Below are 18,338 nucleotides of genomic sequence, written 5' to 3'. Positions count from 1 at the left end.
TTCACAGTTCCAACTCACCGATCAATGAATCGACCACGGCGCGCAGGTCACCGTCGTGCTCCTCGGCCACCCGGCGCTGGCGCTGATATGAGGCGCCGTCGCGGTAGATCCGCTCGACGCGCCGCAGATCGTCGGCACAGCCCAGCGAGTCGGCCACCGGCTCCAGTCGGTTCAGCAGGTCGTCGAGATCCTCGGTGACCAGCCGCTCGTTGCTGTCGGCGTCCAGGATGATCACCGCATCAAGCCCGTAACGCGCTGCGCGCCACTTGTTCTCCTGCACATGCCAGGGCGGCATGGTGGGCAGCTGGTCACCGGCATCCAGCCGGCGGTCCAGGTCCACGATCAGGCAGTGCGTCAGTGCCACCAGTGCACCGAGTTCGGCCAGGTTGGACACCCCATCGAAGATCCGCACCTCGATGGTGCCGAGATGCGGGGACGGCCGAATGTCCCAACGGATCTCGTTCATGTGATCGATGATGCCGGTCTTCTTCTGGTCGTGGACGAACCGTTCGAAGTGCGACCACTTCTGGAAGTGGAACGGCAGACCCGCGGTCGGCAACTGCTGGAACATCATCGCCCGGTTGCTCGCATACCCGGTGTCCTCACCGTCCCAGAAGGGCGAGGAGGCCGACAACGCCAGCAGGTGCGGGTAGTGGTTGAGCAGTGAAGTGATGATGGGCATCACCTTGTGCCCGGAGGAGATCCCGACGTGCACATGCACGCCCCAGATGAGCATCTGTCGGCCCCACCACTGGGTGCGCTTGATCAACTCGGCGTATCGCGGTCCCTCGGTGAGCTGCTGCATCTCCCACTCGGCGAACGGGTGCGTTCCGGCGCAGAACAACTCCATCCCGCGCTGGCGGGCGATACGCCGCACCGGGACCAGGGTGTCGTGCAGATCGGTCATCGCCTCAGGGACGGTCTCGCAGATGCCGGTGACGACCTCGACGGTGTTGCGCAGCAACTCCTTGTGCACGTGCGGGGTCTCGCCGATCTCGGCGATCACCGCGGCTGCCTCGTTGGACAGGTCACGGGTCACCGGATCGACGAGCGCGAACTCCCATTCGACACCGACGGTCGGCCGGGGTGACCCGGCGAAGTCGATGCGGTTCTTACTCCGCGGAGAAGACACCGCAGGCCACTCGACCGCCCGCGTCACCGGTGGCCAGCGTCTGCTGGTCGGGGCCGGGAGTTCCATTGATCTGCTGGTACTTCTCGGGCGGGATGTTGCCGAAATTGTCGGCCTTCTCGTGGATCACGATCGCGGTCTTGGTACCGGCCAGCAGTTCCTCGGCGGTGAAGGCGTCGGTGGTGGTGACCAGCTTGGCCGAACCGTCGCTGCGCACCTGCAGCGAGCTCAGATCGCCGCTGGAGGGATGCCCGGAGTGGCCTTCGGCCTGGAAGTGCCCACCGGCGCTGGTGAAATCGCCCTCACAGGAGCCGACCTGATGGATGTGCAGACCGTGGAAGCCGGGGGTCAGCTCACCGGCCGTGGTGGTCTCGACGGTCACGGTGGCGAATCCACCGGCGAAGTCGATGGTGGCCTTGGCGACGTCGGTGCCGTCGGCGGTCTTCAGCTCCGCGGTCAGCGTCTCGGCGCCGGCCGCCGATCCGTGCGCCTCACCCTCACCGTGTCCGCCGGCCGCCGGCGCACTCGGCGACGGCGATCCGGTCCACACCGGCGGTGTGGTTCCCGGCGAGGTGGCCTCCGGCTCGTACGGTGCGCAGGCGGCGGCAATCGGCACGGTCAGAGCGGCGGCGGCAAGAAGACGGATCGGAGCTGAGATCGGCATGTCCGAGAGCCTAGCCGGTGACCGCCACGATGACGCCCGGCGGTTGTTCAGTCAGTTCGGGGCGCCGCGGTTCGACGGGGGCCTGCAGCAGACGGCCGACCTCCTCGGCGGCTTCCTTCTCCCCCGGCTCGCTGCCGAAGAACACCGTCGTCGCAGGTAGACCCTCCAGCACGAGGTTGCCGGTCTCGGTCACGTTCCAGCCGTCCCTGCGCAGCCGGTCGGCTGCTCCCTCGGCGGCGCCGGCGACCTCGGAGGTGTTGAAGACGCGCACCTCGGCATCGCGGGCCGCGGGCGTCGGTTCGGCACTGGAGGTGGGACTGCTGGTCGTCGTGGCGCTGATGGCGACCGATTCATCCGAGGCGTCGTCGTCATCGGATCCCATGTACTGGAATGCGATCAGCAGAAACGCGACACCCAGGAAAAGCAGCACCATCACCATGGCGCGCAGGGGCAGCCCGGAAGAGTCTCGCTGGTTCATCGGGGCCAGCCTAACGGCTCACGTGATGTCGAAACCGAGCCGCCGGGCGGCCTTGGCCTTCTGCCGGCTCGCGCGCACCCGGCGCAGCCGCTTGACCAGCATCGGGTCGGCGGCCAATGCCTCGGGCCGATCGACGAGCGCGTTGAGTACCTGGTAGTACCGGGTCGCCGACATCGAGAAGAGCTCCTTGATGGCGTCTTCTTTGGACCCTGCGTACTTCCACCACTGGCGTTCGAACGCCAGAATGTCGTGTTCGCGGCGGGTCAGCCCGTCCGCAGGTTCGGAGTCGTCCCCGGATTGGCCGGTCCGCGCGATGGCGCCATCCATATCGCTGTTTGGACCCTTCCGATCACTCGCAAATGACAATGGTGTTGTTCGGCGCTCATTCAATCACGGCGCCGGAGATTGAGGCGTGATCGTTACCCGCGAGTCGGCTGACTTAAGCTTGCCAATCGTGGCTGTCGTACCGATCCGCATCGTGGGAGATCCCGTCCTGCACACTCCGACCACGCCGGTGCCCGTTGGCGCCGACGGGACCTTACCCGCCGACCTGGCGGCGCTCATCGCCGACATGTTCGACACGATGGACGCCGCCAACGGGGTTGGCCTGGCGGCCAACCAGATCGGGCGCACCGAACGGGTGTTCGTCTATGACTGTGCCGATGATCGCGGTAAGACCACCCGCCGGCGCGGCGTCGTGATCAACCCGGTGCTGGAGACCTCCGAGGTCCCCGAGACGATGCCCGATCCCGACGATGACGACGAGGGTTGCCTGTCGGTGCCTGGCGAGTCCTTCCCCACCGGGCGGGCGTCCTGGTCGCGGGTCACCGGTCTGGACGCCGACGGCACCGAGATCACCCTGGAGGGAACCGGGCTGTTCGCCAGGATGCTCCAGCACGAGACGGGACACCTGGACGGGTTCACCTATCTGGACCGGCTGATCGGCAGGCATGCCCGGGCGGCGAAGCGGATGGTGAAGTCCAACAAGTGGGGGGTTCCGGGGTTGAGCTGGTTGCCCGGCGAGGATCCCGACCCCTTCGGCCACTAGCCGTGCCTTTCGCGGCATCCCGCGGCAGTAGGGTCTCCCTGCGCTACCGGACCTCCGAGGGCCTGACCGATGTGGTCGGCCATCTGGAGGCACTCACCCCCACCGTGATCGTCCGGCCGAAATCCGGTGACGACGTCGAGATCGATCCCGCCGACGTGGTGTCGGTGCGCGAGCTGTCCCACCGCCCGGTGCGCAACTCCGAGATCCGCGCCCTGGAGCACGCCGCGGCGCTGGCCTGGCCCGGCACCGAGCAGCATTGGCAGGACGGCTGGCTGTTGCGGGCCGGATCCGGTCACACCAGCCGGGCCAACTCGGCTGTCCCACTGCTGTTCTCGTCGTCGACGGAGGCGTTGTCGCAGATCGTCTCCTGGTATGCCGGGCGCGGCCTGCCCCCGTGGCTGACGCTGCCCGAACGGCTGCTGCCGATCAAGTCCCCGGGTGTGAAGCAGACCCGCGTGCTCGTCCGCGATCTGTTCCCCGCGCCGCTCCCGCCCGGCGTCGCGTTGGCAGCGGCTCCCGACGAGGAGTGGCTGCGGGTCTACGAACGTGACGTACCGCCGGACATCCTCACCGCCGTGGTCGACGGAACGGTGGTCTTCGCGACCGTCGGTGAGGCTGTCGGGCGGGGCGCGGTGACCACCGCACCGGACGGCACCCGCTGGCTCGGCGTGTCGTGCGTGCGTGTCGCCGAGTCCGCCCGCAGGCAGGGCTTGGCCCGCGGGGTCTTCGCCGCCCTGTCGACCTGGGGCGCCGAACAGGGTGCGACCCGGGCATATGTGCAGGTGCTCGGGGACAACGCGCCCGCCCAGGCACTGTATGAGTCGCTGGGGTTCGCACTCCACCACCGGCATCGCTACGTGCGCGCAGATAGCCTCGTGCTCCATGCGTGAGTTACTCGATGCCAATCGCGAGGTGCAGGCGTCCCGCGCGCTGCGCCTGCTGGCCACGTCGAATCTCGCGGTCTACGCCACGCTGATGGAACGCCATCTCTTCGACGGACTGGTCGGCGAAACCGAGCTTGTCGTCCGCCTCGAGCGCGATCTGGAGACCTTGCACGAGGTGGGCGAACAGTCCGGCCTCGCCCTGATCAAGTCGTGGGCCAGCCAGGGCTGGCTGCACCGGGTCGCCAGCCAACACGCGGGTGTCGAGCGCAACGTCTGTTATCTGACCCAGGATGCCCGCCGGGCGCTGGACTTCGTGCGCGGCGTGCGCCGCAACGACACCATCGCCACCGGTGGGTCCATCCACGGGATCGCCGCCCGGCTCAAGCAGGTCGCCACCCGCGCCGGCGATGATCCCGATCGGATCCGGGCCGGTATCGAGGCCGAGATCGCCGCCCTGCACGCCGAGCTCGACGAACTCGACGCGGGAACCCGCCCGGAGCCCGATACCGTCGCCATGTACGACGAGGCCCGCGCGATTGCCATGCAGATGGAACGGCTGATCACCGATATCGGCCTGTACGGCAACATGATCGAGCAGGCCACCGCCGCGCTCGACGACCCGATCGACACCAACCTCGAATACCGCGACCGGCAGCGTCAGATGTACGCCGACTATCAAGCCGCCTGGGATTCCGCGGGCCGCGACTCGCACCGCGCGTTCCTGCACATGATCAACGATCCGCAGCAGCGCGCCGAGTTCGAGGCCGATATCGCCACCGTGGCATCGCAACTGCCCGAGCTCGACCCGGCCCTGCGCAAGGTGATGGCCAACTTCTTCGAACTCGTCGGCCACCAGATCGACGAGGTGGAACGCATCCAGCAGCGCTGCGCTCAGCGGGTCAAGCGGTTCACCGCCTTCGGCACCCTTGAGCAGAGCCGTGGCGTGGCCCGCCAGCTCAACGAGGCCATCGGTGCCGCGCGCACGCTGCTCAAGGAGTCGCTGACCGACTCCCGCCTGGACATCGAGGTGCCGCTGGCCCGGCATGCGATCAGTTCGATCGGCGCGCTGAGCTTCCGTATCAACGACCTGTCCTCGCCGAAGCCGGCCGAGATCGCCCAGGGCGAAGTCGACCTGACCACGTTCTCCTCGCTCACCACCCAGGTGGACGCACCCGCACTGACCAAAATGCTCAATTCCGCTCTGCCGGTGTCCCTTCCGGACGCGTGCGCGATGCTCGACGCGCCCTACCTCGGTCATGTCATCGTGCTGTGGTCCTGGGCGCTCAAACAACCGGCCCCCGCGGTCACCGAGTCGGTGACCGTGCGCTTCCACTCGCTGGACGGGCATGACCGCGAGATGGAGGTCCCGCACCTGATGTTCACCGAACCCGTCACCGAGGTTGCTTCATGACCGACGCCACGACCTCCACTCCAGAAGTCGATTTCGCCTCCCTGCCCGAGGTCGACCGCTCCGGCCGCAGTACCGGCACACGCAAGCCACGGTTCGACGGTGATGTCAGCGCGTTGCCCGATCGCGCCTGCTGGGCGCTGCAGCATCTGCTGACCCGGCGCTACGTCAGCGGCGAGGCCGATCCGGACATCTACAGCTGGATCCTGGAGTACCGCAACGATCTGGCCGTCCGGCTCTCCGAACTGGATCTGCAACTGCAGATCTCTGCGCAGGTCGACATCGCCTACATCGAACAGGCTCGCTATGAACCGACAAGGGGCGCAAAGCTTCTGCGCCGCGAGCCGCTGGGCACCTACGACTCCATCCTGGCGCTGCACCTGGCGCAGATGATGCGCGCCGGCGGCGATGTCAGCTTTCTGATCACCCGTGACGAGGTGCACGGCCTGTTCGCCGGGGTACTCAATGACACCGACCGCGACACCGTCACGTTCACCGCGCGCATCGATGCCGCGATCGCCCGGCTGGCCGGACTGGACATCCTGCGCCGCACCCGCGATGACGAGGATTCCTACACCGTCAGCCCCGTCATCACCGCGATCATGACGGCCTCGGTGATCACCGAGCTGCAGCAGCAGTTCGAGCAATTGTTGAAAGGCGGTGCCGAATGAGCGAGCAGTTCCATCTGTCCCGCCTGCAGGTGATCAACTGGGGCGTCTTCGACGGTTACCACTCCATCCCCATCAACGCCGGCGGCTCGTTGATCGCCGGATCCTCAGGTAGCGGTAAATCCTCTCTGCTGGATGCGATCTCACTCGGATTCCTGCCGTTCAACCGGCGTAACTTCAACGCCTCGGGCGATAACACCGCCGCGGGCTCCAGCGCCGGGCGGCGCACCGTGGACAAGTACGTCCGCGGTGCGTGGGGGCAGCGCAGCGACGGTGGCACCAGCCAGGTGATGTATCTGCGCGGTGACGGCACCACCTGGTCGGCCGTCGCGGTCACCTACACCTCCAACACCGGGCGCACCATCACCGGCCTGGTACTCAAATGGCTTACCGGAGAGTCTCGTTCGGATTCGTCGAGCCGGTTCGTGCTCGGCGACGGCGATCTGGACATCGAGGGTGTCTGCAATCGGTGGGCGGCGGGACGTTTCGACAGCAAGGTGTTCACCGACTCCCGGGGCGAGCGAAGCGACGGGGCATCGTACGGTTGGCGGTTCTCCACCAAGGTCGAATCGCAGTACCTGGCCCAGCTCTACGCCGCCATCGGCATCCGGGCCTCTGAGGCGGCCCAGCAGCTGCTGGGCAAGGCCAAGTCACTCAAGAGCGTCGGCGGCCTGGAACAGTTCGTCCGCGATTTCATGCTCGACGAACCGGACAGCCTGAGCCGACTTCCCGAGGCACTCAAGCAGATCGACCCCCTGGTCGAGGCGCGCGAGCTGCTGGCGGTTGCCCAGCGCAAGCGCAAGGTGCTCGGTGATATCGAGGCGATCCAACTGCGCTATGCCTCCGAATCCTCGGACCTGGGCATCATCGATCTGGTCGACATGCCGATGGTCCGCGCGCACACCGATCACCAGCGCCTACAGCAGTGCCCGGCCCAGATCGAGTCGTTGGACGGCACCATCGACCAGTTGGAGAACGAGTACGGCGACATCACCCGTCAGCTCAATCTCGCCAAGGCCGAGGGCGACGCCCTCAACGCGCAGATCAGCGGGGCCAGCGCCAGCATCGGTCCGCTGCAGTCCCAGGTCGCGGCCGCCGAGGCGCAGGCCGAGGAGGTCACCCGCCGGTACGCCGCCTACGCGGAGATGGTCCGCGCGCACGGTGTCGAGGTGCCCGAGACCGCGGACGAGTTCTGGAATCTGCGTGAGGAGCTGTCCAAACAGGCCGCCGGTCTGGCTGTCCAGCTCGACCGCGGACGGGAGTCCTCCACCGATGCCGAGTACGCCCAGAAGGCCGCCCGGATGGCCCGCGATCACGCGGCCAAGGAACTCAAACGCGTCGAACACGTCGGGTCGGCGCTTCCCGAGTTCGCCGTCGCCATGCGCGAACACATCTGCACCACATTGGGTATCGACCCCTCGGCGCTGCCCTATGTCGCCGAACTGATGGACCTGCGGCCCGAGGAGAACCGCTGGCGCGCCGCTGTCGAGAAGGTGCTGCGCTCGGTCGGATTGCGCCTGCTGGTTCCCGATCAGCACTATGCCAAGGTGTTGCGCTTCGTCAACGAGAACAACATGCGGGGCAGGCTGGCGCTGCACCAGGTTCGGGTCAATGCCCCCGATCGGCGTCCCGAGCCGAACACGTTGGCGGGCAAGCTGTTCGTGGTGAACCCGAGCCACCCGTGTGCCGCCGAGGCGCTGGATGTGTTGGCCGCGGCCGGTGATCACATCTGCGTGGACAGCCCGGATCTGTTCGCCAGGTTCCGCCGCGCGGTCACCGATACCGGTCTGTACAAGGACTCCGACCGGTTGGCCATCAAGGACGACCGCCGCCCGCTGAAACCCTCGGAGTACATCTACCAGGGTGATATCACCGCCAAGCTGGACGCCCTGACCGCCGAACTGACCGAGGCCGAAGAGGTGTTCGCCGCGGCGCGGACGGCCGCCGACGAGATCGCCGCGGGCAGGCAACACTGGCGTGATCAGGCCGCGGCCTGCAAGGCCATCTGTGAACAGTTCCCCCAGTGGAGCCATATCGACACCGAGACCGCGGACGGGCACGCCGACCGGCTGCGTGAACAGTACGAGTTGCTGCTCGCCGACAATCCCGATGTCGAGGCGCTGAGCGCGCGGGCCGAGGAGTGCTGGAACGATATTCAGGTTCTGATGACCCGGCGAGGCGCCATCCAGACCCGCCGTGACGATCTCGATTCGCGTCGTACCCGGCTGCTGGATCTACAGGACCGCCTCGATCCGGCGGCGGTGTCCGAGCAGGCCACCGAGTTGCTCAACCGCTACGCGGCGCAGATCCCGGTGAGCCTGGAGCTGCTCAACCCCGAGCCCTACCGAGAGGCGCTGTTCAACGCGATCCGGCGGGAGAGGGACCGACTCACTGAGAGCCGCAGGCGATCTCACGATGAGCTGGCTCGCATCATCGCCACCTACGACTCGTCGTTCCCCGATGCCATACCCAATGATTCCGATGATCTCGACGAGCGGGTGCACGACTATGTCGCGGTGTGCCGCCACATCGACGAGCGCGAACTCCCCGATGCCTACGAGCGGATGATGCGGCTGATCACCGAGCAGGCCCCCGATGCGATCCTGACGTTGCACCGGATCGCCGAGCAAGAGGCCCGCCGCATCGCCGAGCAGATCGAGCGGGTGAACACCGGCCTGGGTGCGGTGGAGTTCAACCGGGGTACCCGGCTGACACTGCGGGCCACGCCCCGCAGTCTGACCGCGGTGACCGAGCTGACCGACATCGTCAAGGCCATCTCGCGGCGCATCGCCGAGGTCGGCCTCGGTGACAAGAAGGCGATCCTGGAGCAGTACGCGGACATCCTGCGGTTGCGGAACCGGTTGGCGGGCAACACCCCCGAGGACCGGGTGTGGACCCGCGATGCGCTCGACGTGCGCAACCGGTTCACCTTCGACTGCGCGGAGTGGGATATGCGCACCGAGGAGTTGATCCGCACGCACAGCAACGCCGGCGACAACTCCGGTGGTGAGCAGGAGAAGCTGATGGCGTTCTGCCTCGCCGGAGCACTGAGCTTCAACCTGGCCAACCCCGACAGCGGGGACAACAAGCCGGTGTTCGCCCAGTTGATGCTCGACGAGGCGTTCTCCAAGTCCGATCCTCAGTTCGCCCAGCAGGCGCTGCAGGCGTTCCGCAAGTTCGGTTTCCAGCTCGTCATCGTGGCCACCGTGCAGAACGCCACGACCATCCAGCCCTATATCGACGGTGTGGTGATGGTGTCCAAGACCGAGGCCAGCGGTCGCAATGCCCGGCCGGTCGCGCACGTGACCACCAAGACCATCTCTGATTTCACCGCGCTCAAGCGCGAACTCAAGGTCCCGGAGCCTGTCTAATGCGCATCGCCACCTGGAACGTCAACTCGATCCGCACGCGGGTGGACCGGGTCACCGATTGGCTGGCGCGCGCCGATGTCGACGTGCTGGCCATGCAGGAGACCAAATGCAAGGACTCCCAGTTCCCGACGATGCCGTTCGCCGCGCTGGGATACGAGATCGCGCATGTGGGGCTCAACCAGTGGAATGGGGTGGCGATCGCCTCCCGCGTGGGTCTGGAGGATGTCCAGATCGGGTTCGACGGTGCACCGTCTTGGCAGGACGTAGCCGAGGCACGCGCCATCGGAGCAACCTGCGGCGGGGTGCGGGTGTGGAGCCTGTATGTGCCCAACGGCAGAACGCTGGCCGACCCGCATTATCCGTACAAGTTGGAATGGCTTGCCGCCCTTCGCGATGTCGCGACGTCGTGGACCGGACCGGTGGCGCTGGTGGGTGATTGGAACATCGCACCCACCGACGAGGATGTCTGGGATCCGGCGGTGTTCGAGGGTTCCACCCATGTGTCCGCACCCGAACGCGCGGCCTTCCAGGCCATCCTGGACGCCGGCTACTCCGACGTGGTGCGACCCTTCGCCCCCGGCCCGGGCGTGTACACCTACTGGGATTACACACAGCTGCGTTTCCCGAAGCGTCAGGGCATGCGGATCGATTTCATTCTCGGTTCACCCGAATTCGCGCAGCGGGTGACGCACGCCGAGATCGTCCGTGACGAACGAAAAGGCAAGGCACCCAGTGATCATGCGCCCGTACTCGTGGAGTTGACGTGATGGAGCTGTTACCGAAGGTCGAGCTTTCCGACAACGATGTCGCCGATGCGCTCGCGCGGGCGGTGGCGCTGTCGGATCTGATCCTCGATGTGCTCGCCGGGTTCGATCCGCTCGGTGTGCGTCGGCATCTGGAGTTCCTGGGGCTGCCAGGGACCGAGGCTTGGCAGCAGAAGAACCGCGACGAGCGGATCGGCTGGTGGATCTGGCGGGTCGGCGCACTGGACACCGTCGCGGTCGCATGGCCGGGAGCGTTGGGGGCGTTGGCCAGCCGGCTGCCGATCCAGGACATGCTCGGGTTCGCCTCGCAGACGCTGATCCTGTGCGCGGTGGCCCGCGAGTACGGGGTTACCGACCGGCGGGACACGGTGCGCATGCTGGCCTCGGTGCTGTGCGGCCGTGAGATCCCGGACCCGCCGATGCCCGACACCGACGAGCCGTGGCCGGACAATGTGGTGGCCAAGGTGTGGCATCTGGCGGGCATTCTCAACGCCATCGGTGGCGAGTTGGGTAAGCGGCCGCATCCGCGGGCGGTGTTCCGCTATGTCGGGATGCTGCCGGTGGTGGGTGCGGTTGCCGCTTATCTCGGCGAGTACGGGGCCCTGCACCGCGCGGCAAAGGCCGGCCAGAAGTGGCTCACGAAGGCTTCACGCCCACGGTGATCAGATCCGAGATCGGTGTCCACACCGGTCGCCGCACGCGGTGCTGATCGGCGATCTCGAATCCGGCATCGGTGAACAGGGCGCGCATCGCCTCCGGGGTCGGCGCGTGCGCAGGTGCGCCGAGTCCTGCCGACAATGCGTGCAGCGGCGGGAAGGACTGCCGCGGGCTCATGGTGGTGACGGCCACCATGCCGCCGGCGCGCAGCACCCGGTGGAACTCCCGCAGTGCGGCGGGCTGGTCGAAGAAGTGGAAGGCCGAGGTGGTGACGACGGCGTCGAGGAATTCGTCCTCGAAGGGCAGTTGCTCGGCGGGAGCGGTCTTCCAGCGGATGCGGTCGGAGCGTTTGCGGGCCTGGGCCAGCATGCCGTCGGACATGTCCAGTCCGTAGACCTCGTCGGGGCGCAGTTCGCGCTGGATGCGGTCGGCCAGGATTCCGGTTCCGCACGCGATATCGGCGATCTGGGTAGCGCCACGCTGCCGCAACTGCTCGATGACCTCGTCCTGGGCGGGCTTGTAGACGAACCGCTGCAGGCAGGCCGTGTCATAGGCCGGCGCGGCGAAGCTCCAGAACTTGGTGATCGCATCGTTGAAGGCGCGGCGCTGGATGGTGGTCATCGGCCCGAGTGTAGGCGCGGATCGCGCCGCACCACGTTCGCCAGCCGGGGTGGTGGCCGCGCTTCAGCGCTTGTCGTCGATATCGATCACCACCCGGATCGGGTTACGGCTGCGATCGCGCAGGGTGGCCAGCCCCTCCTGGTAGTCGCGCAGTGGCATGCGGTGACTGATGGTCCCCGCGATGCGCAGCGTGCCACTGCCCACCAGCTCGATCAGGTCATCGAGGTCGGCGGGGACATAACCGTAGGATCCGCGCAGCGTCCATTCGTTGGCGACGAACGTCGAGACCGACATGCTGCCGCCCAGCTTGTCGGTTCCGATTCCCATCACCGAACACAGCCCGCCCGGCCGTAGGCTGCGGACTGCCTGCTCGACCGTGTCGGCCCGGCCGACGAACTCGAAACTGGCGTCGACACCGCCGGTTTCGGCGTGAATCTGCCGACTCGGCAGGCCCGCCCGGGCATCGACGACGATATCCACCCCGAACCCGGCCGCCCGCTGCAGCGCAGCGTCGTAGGTATCGACGCCGACCACCCGGGCACCCACCACCTGCTTGAGGATCATGACCGCGTGGATGCCGAGTCCGCCGAGTCCGAACACCGCCACCGTGTCACCCGAGCGCACCCCGGCGGTCCGGATGGCATGGAACGGCCCGGCCACCGCATCGGCCATGATCGCCGCGGTGGCGAAGTCGATCGACTCCGGTATCCGGTGGACGTTGCCCGCCGGTACCACCACGTAGTCGGCCGCCGCGCCGGCGCGCGCCACCCCGAGCACGATGTTGTCGGGGCACTGGTTGGTCCGGCCCGCGCGGCAGGCCCGGCATGTCCCGCAGACCACGATGGGATTGACCAGCACACGGTCCCCGGCTGCCACCGGGGCGGACACCCCTGGACCGACCTTGTCGATGACGCCGGACGCCTCGTGTCCGAGGATCAGCGGGATCTCGGGCACCGGAATATCCCCGTCGATCAGGTGCAGGTCCGAACCGCAGACCCCGCAGGCACGCACCGCCACCCGCACCTCACCGGGCCCCGGTTCGGGAACCGCGATATCGACAAGGTGCGGGGCTCCCACCCCGGCCAGCACCGCCGCACGCATCACAGGTCGGCCGCCGCCGCCTCGAGCCGCTCGGCGAGGTGCTCGCGTGCGGCATCGCGCAGGGTCGGCAGGTGACCCGAGCCGAACTTCGGCTCCCCCGGGACCGCGTCGCGTAACAAGCTCTTGGCCAGGGTCCACTTGTGTACCTCGGTCGGCCCGTCGGCCACCGCCATGACCTGCGCTTCGACCATCATGGCCGAGAACGGCATCTCGTTGGAGATCCCGAGTGCGCCGTGCAACTGCATGGCCCGTTGGACCACATCGTGGAAAACCCGCGGCATGGCGACCTTCACCGCGGCGATGTCCTTGCGGACGGCCCGGTAGTCGTCGTGCTTGTCGATCAACCACGCGGTCCGTAGCAGCAGTAGCCGGAACTGTTCGATGTCGATCCAGCTGTCGGCGATCTTCTCCTGGGTGGCCTGCAGGTCGGCCAGCCGACCGTGCCGAGTGGTGCGTGACGCGGCACGTTCCAACATCAGATCGAACGCCTTGCGGACCTGCGCGATCGTGCGCATGCCGTGGTGGATGCGTCCGCCGCCCAACCGTGTCTGGGCGATCTCGAAGGCGGCACCCCGCGCGCCGAGCAGGTGATCGGCGGGCACCCGCACATCGCGATACCGCAGGTAGGCGTGGCTGGAACGGTCCGCGTCCTCGGTACCGACCCCGGCGTCACGGATGATTTCCACCCCGGGGGTATCGGCGGGCACGATGAACATCGACATCGTGTGGTGCCGGTCGGGACCGTCATCGGTCACCGCCATCACCAACAGGAAGCTGGCGTACCGCGCGTTGGAGGAGAACCACTTCTCGCCGTTGATCACCCAATGGTCACCGTCGAGAACCGCGCGGGTGGTGAACAGGGTCGGATCGGCGCCGGCCAGCGGTTCGGTCATCGAGTAGCAGGACGAGATCTCGCCATCGAGCAAGGGCTGCAGATAGCGGGCCTTCTGCTCGGCGGTGCCGTACTTGGCCAGGATCTCGGCGTTGCCCGAATCCGGCGCCTGGCAACCGAAGACCGACGGCGCCCAGCGCGAGCGCCCCAGGATCTCGTTGAGCAGCGCCAGCTTGACCTGGCCGTAGCCCTGTCCGCCGTGTTCGGGGGTCAGATGGCAGGCCCAGAGCCGTTGAGCCCGAACCTCTTCCTTCAACGGTGCGATCAACCGCATCGCCCGTGCGTCGCTCTTGTCATACGGATCGCCGAGCACATGGTCCAGCGGCTCCACCTCCGAGCGCACGAAGGCATCCGCCCAGTCGAGTTTCGCCTGAAACTCCGGCTCCGTCGAGAAGTCCCACATCAGCTACACTCCAATACAATTGCATTAAACTTCGATGCGACTGTATCGGCTCGAGGAAGGTGCCCGCCAGATGGCCGGACGAGTTGTCGTGGTGACCGGGGGAAGCCGCGGTCTCGGCAGGGCGATGTGTCGCCATTTCGCCGCCGCGGGCGACCACGTGGTGGTCTCCAGTCGCAAGGCCGATGCCTGCGACGCGCTCGCCCGCGAACTACGCGATGCGCACGGGGTGGACGCCGTCGGCTTCGGCTGCCACGTCGCGTCCTGGGACCAGTGCGACGCGCTGATCGATTTCGTCGAGCAGCGATTCGGCCGAATCGACGTCCTGGTCAACAATGCCGGGATGTCCCCGCACTATCCGTCACTGCCCGAGCTCAGCGAGGAACTCTTCACCAAGGTGGTCGGGGTGAACTTCGGCGGCCCGTTCCGGCTGGCGGTACGCGCCGGCGACCTGATGCGCCGGGGCGACGGCGGGTCCATCATCAACATCACCAGCATCGCCGCGGTGCACCCCGCGCCGTACGACCTGCCGTATGCGGCCGCCAAGGCCGCGCTGAACACCGTCACCGGCGGGTTGGCCCGCGCATTCGGGCCCACCGTGCGAGTCAACGCCGTGATGGCCGGTCCGTTCGACACCGACGTCACCGCGGCCTGGAACGATGACACGGTGCACCGGATCGAGCAGTCGGTACCACTCGGACGCATCGGCCGACCCGAAGAGATCGTCGGCGCCGTCGCCTACCTGGCCGGTCCGGACGCCTCGTTCACCACCGGCGCCATCCTCAAGGTCGATGGCGGCATGGCCAGCGGACTGGGATGAGCGCCCCGAACAAGGAGACCCGCGAACGGTTGCTGGAGGCCGCGGAACGGCTGTTCGCCGAACGCGGTGTCGACGCGGTGCCCATGCGGGAGATCAGTCGCGAAGCGGGATCGAAGAACGTCGTCGCCGGCCAGTACTGGTTCGGGGATCGCGACGGTCTGGTCAAAGCGTTGTTGGACAAGCACAATCCCGAGATCGAGAGCCGTCGGCACGCCCTGCTGGACGCGTATGAGGCAGCCGGAACCGACGACGTCGCCCTGCTGGCCGGCGCGCTGGTCCGGCCGCTGGGCGCCAAGTTGGATCAGGGCATCGCCGGTGCCGGCTTCCTGCGGACCATGTCGGATCTGCTGACCAGACCGGACCCCTCGGTCGAACCGCTCGGCGTGGGTTCCCCCACCAGCAGCATGCAGCGTTGGCGCGCAATGCTCGAACCGCTGCTGGAACCCGAAGCCGTACTGCTGCACCGCCGCTTCCTCACCACCCGGTTCGTCGTCGTCGAACTCGCCCTGCGGGCCCGTACCGATCGCACCGAACACGCGTTGTTCCTGAGCCACCTGATCGACGTCGCGGCCGGGCAGCTGCTGGCCCCGGTATCCGCCGAGACGCGCCGACTGCGATCCCTTCGGGTCGACAGCACGAAAGGCACACCACCACAATGAATCTCGGTATCGACCTCGCCCCGGTGCAGGCCTGGCTCCGTGAACGCGGCATCGGTGACTCGATCACCGATGCCCGTGCGCTGACCGGTGGGACCCAGAACAGGGTGATCGCGCTCGAGGTGGATGGCCGCAGGCTGGTCCTGCGCTGCCCGCCGGTACACCCCCGACCGTCGAGCAACCGCACGATGCTGCGCGAGGTCGCGGCGCTGACATCGCTGGCGGGCTCGCGGGTTCCGCATCCTCGGCTGGTCGTGTGCTGCGAGGACCTCGCCGTCATGGACATGGTGTTCTATCTGATGGAAGAGGTCGACGGGTTCAACCCCGGCGACAGCATCAGCGAGCACTACAGCGCGGACGCGGCGACCCGGCACGAATCCGGGCTGGCGGTGGCACGCGCGCTGGCCGTACTCGGCGATCTCGATCCGACCGGCACCCCGATGGCCGGGTTCGCCAAACCGGGCAGCTTCCTCGACCGCCAGGTGGACCAGTGGGTCGGCGTGCTCACCGGGTACGACTACGGCCGTGCCGGAGCCGGTGATCTACCCGATGTCGGGCGGACCGTGCAGTGGTTGCGCGCCAACCAACCCGCCGATCCTCGACCGGGCATCATGCACGGCGATTTCCACCTCAACAACGTGCTGCTCGACGCACACCGCCCCGAGGTCGCCGCGATCGTGGACTGGGAGATGTGTACCGTGGGCGATCCAATGCTGGACCTGGGCTGGCTGCTTGCCTGCTGGCCGCAGGACCCGGCGCCGGTCGCCACCGGGGAACGATTGGCGGCCGCGGGTGGGCTACCGTCGCGGCGCCAGGTCATCGAGGCCTACGCGGCCACCAGCAGCAGAAGCGCCGACGAGATCGATTGGTACACAGCGCTGGCCGGCTTCAAGATGGCCGTGGTATTGGAGGGAACCTGGGTACGCGCACTATCCGGTCGAGCCCCGCGTGAGGTCGGCGAACATCTGCACCGATGCGCCATCGGGCTCTTCGAACTGTCGGCCCGTATCGCCGCGGGTGACTGGTCACCGAGCCGATGAATCGCCGTCGCCGCCAACATCCGCGCTGTACCGTCCCGCGCTGAACATCGACGCCACCGCACCGATCAGCATCATCGCCGCCGCAGCCAGGAACACCACCGTCAGCCCGGCATGGAAGGGACCGGTGATCAGTTCGGGGAAGAAGGTCTTACCCGTGAGCACCTCGGCGTTCACCCCGGGATCCGACAGCGCACCCGAGGGACCGAGCAGTTCGTCGATCGGGTTGTAGCCTAGGAATGCCGCGAAGAGGCTGCCGACCGGGGGCGTGTTGGCCACCTCGTGGGCCACCGAGGCCGGCACCCCTTGGGCCTGCAGCCCGCTGCTCATCGCCGAGGGCAGCGCATTGGCCAACCCGACGATCATCAGCGAGAAGAAGATTCCGATCGACAGTGACGATCCGGCGTTGAAGAAGGTGGCGCGCACACCAGAGGCGGCGCCGCGCTGCGACGCGGGCACGCTGGACATGATGGCCGCGGTGTTGGGTGCGGTGAAGATGCCGCCGCCCAGTCCGTTGAGGAACACCAGCATGGCGAACACCCAGTAGTCGAAGTTCACCGGGATCAGCAACAGCGCAACGAAAGACACCGCCATCAGCAGCATGCCGCCCACCGTCAGCGGTCGTGCGCCGAACCGGTCGGCCAGCGACCCGGCCAGCGGGGCCGCGATCAGGAAGCCGATGGTGACCGGCAGCAGGTAGATGCCGGCCCACAGCGGTGTCGATTCGAAGCTGTACCCGTGCAACGGGAGCCAGATGCCCTGTAGCCAGATGATGAGCATGAACTGCAGACCGCCGCGTCCCACCGAGGACATCAACCCGGCCAGGTTCCCCATGCCGAAGGCCGCCGACCGGAACAACCGAATATCGACCATCGGCTGGTCCACCCGCAACTCGATCACACAGAACACCACCAGCACCACCAAACCGGTGATGATCGACCCGAGCACCCACGGATTGGTCCAGCCGGTGCTCGAATCGCCATGCGGCTGAATGCCATAGGTGATACCGATGAGCAAGACCGTCAGGCCGACACCGAAGGTCAGCGTCCCCGCCCAATCCAGCCGGCCCGGCGTGCGCACCCCCAGCTCGACCAGGGACCGCAGGCTCCACACGGTTCCGAGCACACCGATCGGCACGCCCACCCAGAAGATGGCCTGCCAGTGCCATTCGGAGAGCACCCCGCCGATCAGCAGTCCCAGGAAGGAGCCCGCGACGGCGGCCACCATGTTCACCCCGAGCGCCATGCCGCGCTGATTGGCCGGGAACGCATCGGTGAGGATCGCCGAGGACGAGGCCATCAGCATCGCGCCGCCGACGCCCTGGATCACCCGCCACCCGATCAACCAGATCGCCCCGCCGTCGAGCTGGAACGGGTCGAAGGACAGTGCCACCGCCGCCACGGTGAAGACGACGAAGCCCAGGTTGTAGATCCGCACCCGGCCGAACATGTCACCGAGCCGTCCGAACGGCACCACCAGCACGGCGGTGACCACCAGATAACCCATCAGCATCCACAGCAGGTAACTGATATTGCCGGGGTCCAGCGGGTTGAGCCCGATACCGCGGAAGATCGCCGGCAACGAGATCAGCACGATGGAGGCGTTGATCGACGCCAGCAGGATGCCCATCGTCGTGTTGGACAGCACGACCCACTTGTAGCGGGGGTGCTGGTGGATCTTTTCCAGCTCAAGGGTCATCGGCACTCAAATCCCTACGATCGGCAAAAACATATATTAGCT

The 18,338-nt window shown here is 67.1% G+C and carries 18 protein-coding genes; 10 read left to right on the top strand and 8 right to left on the bottom strand.

Annotated elements, in window-relative coordinates; translation table 11 throughout:
- Position 1: 1 nt before the first annotated feature.
- From IC40_RS0107840 to IC40_RS0107825, 4 genes are read right to left on the bottom strand one after another with little or no spacing between them, the layout of a single operon-like run.
- On the bottom strand, positions 2-1,132 hold the full coding sequence (locus IC40_RS0107840; protein ID WP_030134189.1) for a glutamate--cysteine ligase: 1,131 nt from the start codon (positions 1,130-1,132) through the stop codon (positions 2-4).
- Positions 1,113-1,793: a superoxide dismutase[Cu-Zn] gene (gene sodC, locus IC40_RS0107835; protein WP_030134188.1), complete on the bottom strand. Its 681-nt coding sequence runs from the start codon at positions 1,791-1,793 to the stop codon at positions 1,113-1,115. Before sodC ends, IC40_RS0107840 begins: the two co-directional genes overlap by 20 nt.
- Before the next feature lie 10 nt (positions 1,794-1,803).
- A complete protein-coding gene (locus tag IC40_RS0107830) occupies positions 1,804-2,271 on the bottom strand; it encodes a LytR C-terminal domain-containing protein (RefSeq protein WP_030134187.1) in 468 nt (155 codons plus the stop codon).
- Between the two features lie 18 nt (positions 2,272-2,289).
- On the bottom strand, positions 2,290-2,598 hold the full coding sequence (locus IC40_RS0107825) for a nucleoid-associated protein NapA (RefSeq protein WP_019513723.1): 309 nt from the start codon (positions 2,596-2,598) through the stop codon (positions 2,290-2,292).
- Positions 2,599-2,725: 127 nt separating this feature from the next.
- On the opposite strand from IC40_RS0107825, the gene IC40_RS0107820 reads away from it, so the two are divergent.
- The 7 genes from IC40_RS0107820 to IC40_RS0107790 are packed head-to-tail and all read left to right on the top strand — an operon-like array spanning position 2,726 to position 11,076.
- Positions 2,726-3,319, top strand: coding sequence for a peptide deformylase (locus IC40_RS0107820; RefSeq protein WP_030134186.1), 594 nt, complete (start codon positions 2,726-2,728; stop codon positions 3,317-3,319).
- A gap of 2 nt (positions 3,320-3,321) precedes the next feature.
- Positions 3,322-4,209, top strand: a complete 888-nt coding sequence (locus IC40_RS0107815; protein WP_030134185.1) for an N-acetylglutamate synthase, CG3035 family — start codon at positions 3,322-3,324, stop codon at positions 4,207-4,209.
- On the top strand, positions 4,202-5,614 hold the full coding sequence (locus IC40_RS0107810; RefSeq protein ID WP_030134184.1) for a DUF3375 domain-containing protein: 1,413 nt from the start codon (positions 4,202-4,204) through the stop codon (positions 5,612-5,614). Before IC40_RS0107815 ends, IC40_RS0107810 begins: the two co-directional genes overlap by 8 nt.
- Positions 5,611-6,282, top strand: a complete 672-nt coding sequence (locus IC40_RS0107805) for a DUF4194 domain-containing protein (protein ID WP_030134183.1) — start codon at positions 5,611-5,613, stop codon at positions 6,280-6,282. Before IC40_RS0107810 ends, IC40_RS0107805 begins: the two co-directional genes overlap by 4 nt.
- Complete coding sequence (locus IC40_RS0107800; RefSeq protein WP_030134182.1) at positions 6,279-9,650, top strand: ATP-binding protein; 3,372 nt, start codon at positions 6,279-6,281, stop codon at positions 9,648-9,650. Before IC40_RS0107805 ends, IC40_RS0107800 begins: the two co-directional genes overlap by 4 nt.
- On the top strand, positions 9,650-10,417 hold the full coding sequence (locus tag IC40_RS0107795) for an exodeoxyribonuclease III (protein ID WP_030134181.1): 768 nt from the start codon (positions 9,650-9,652) through the stop codon (positions 10,415-10,417). Before IC40_RS0107800 ends, IC40_RS0107795 begins: the two co-directional genes overlap by 1 nt.
- On the top strand, positions 10,417-11,076 hold the full coding sequence (locus IC40_RS0107790; protein WP_030134180.1) for a hypothetical protein: 660 nt from the start codon (positions 10,417-10,419) through the stop codon (positions 11,074-11,076). The genes IC40_RS0107795 and IC40_RS0107790 overlap by 1 nt, the downstream gene beginning before the upstream one ends.
- On the opposite strand, the gene IC40_RS0107785 is transcribed toward IC40_RS0107790, so the two are convergent.
- From IC40_RS0107785 to IC40_RS0107775, 3 genes are all read right to left on the bottom strand, one after another.
- A complete protein-coding gene (locus IC40_RS0107785; RefSeq protein WP_030134179.1) occupies positions 11,051-11,692 on the bottom strand; it encodes a class I SAM-dependent methyltransferase in 642 nt (213 codons plus the stop codon). The two genes, IC40_RS0107790 and IC40_RS0107785, sit on opposite strands and share 26 nt — an antisense overlap.
- 63 nt (positions 11,693-11,755) lie before the next feature.
- Positions 11,756-12,793 (bottom strand): zinc-dependent alcohol dehydrogenase, encoded by a 1,038-nt coding sequence (locus tag IC40_RS0107780; protein WP_030134178.1) that lies wholly within the window; start codon positions 12,791-12,793, stop codon positions 11,756-11,758.
- Positions 12,793-14,088 (bottom strand): acyl-CoA dehydrogenase family protein, encoded by a 1,296-nt coding sequence (locus tag IC40_RS0107775; protein ID WP_030134177.1) that lies wholly within the window; start codon positions 14,086-14,088, stop codon positions 12,793-12,795. Before IC40_RS0107775 ends, IC40_RS0107780 begins: the two co-directional genes overlap by 1 nt.
- 70 nt (positions 14,089-14,158) lie before the next feature.
- Here IC40_RS0107775 and IC40_RS0107770 point away from each other — a divergent pair, with 70 nt between their 5' ends.
- The 3 genes from IC40_RS0107770 to IC40_RS0107760 are packed head-to-tail and all read left to right on the top strand — an operon-like array spanning position 14,159 to position 16,601.
- Positions 14,159-14,905: an SDR family NAD(P)-dependent oxidoreductase gene (locus IC40_RS0107770; RefSeq protein WP_030134176.1), complete on the top strand. Its 747-nt coding sequence runs from the start codon at positions 14,159-14,161 to the stop codon at positions 14,903-14,905.
- Positions 14,902-15,564, top strand: a complete 663-nt coding sequence (locus IC40_RS0107765) for a TetR family transcriptional regulator (RefSeq protein ID WP_030134175.1) — start codon at positions 14,902-14,904, stop codon at positions 15,562-15,564. The genes IC40_RS0107770 and IC40_RS0107765 overlap by 4 nt, the downstream gene beginning before the upstream one ends.
- Positions 15,561-16,601 (top strand): phosphotransferase family protein, encoded by a 1,041-nt coding sequence (locus IC40_RS0107760; protein ID WP_030134174.1) that lies wholly within the window; start codon positions 15,561-15,563, stop codon positions 16,599-16,601. Before IC40_RS0107765 ends, IC40_RS0107760 begins: the two co-directional genes overlap by 4 nt.
- Here the strand turns inward: IC40_RS0107760 and IC40_RS0107755 are convergent.
- Entirely contained in the window at positions 16,587-18,296 is a 1,710-nt protein-coding gene (locus IC40_RS0107755; protein WP_030134173.1) for an MFS transporter, read from the bottom strand. The genes IC40_RS0107760 and IC40_RS0107755 overlap by 15 nt on opposite strands.
- Positions 18,297-18,338 lie beyond the last annotated feature (42 nt).

This window comes from Mycolicibacterium neoaurum ATCC 25795, assembly GCF_000691525.1.
Classification (GTDB): domain Bacteria; phylum Actinomycetota; class Actinomycetes; order Mycobacteriales; family Mycobacteriaceae; genus Mycobacterium; species Mycobacterium neoaurum.
The sequence above is the reverse complement of the archived record's forward strand: the minus strand, read 5'-3'. Positions and strand labels throughout refer to the sequence as shown.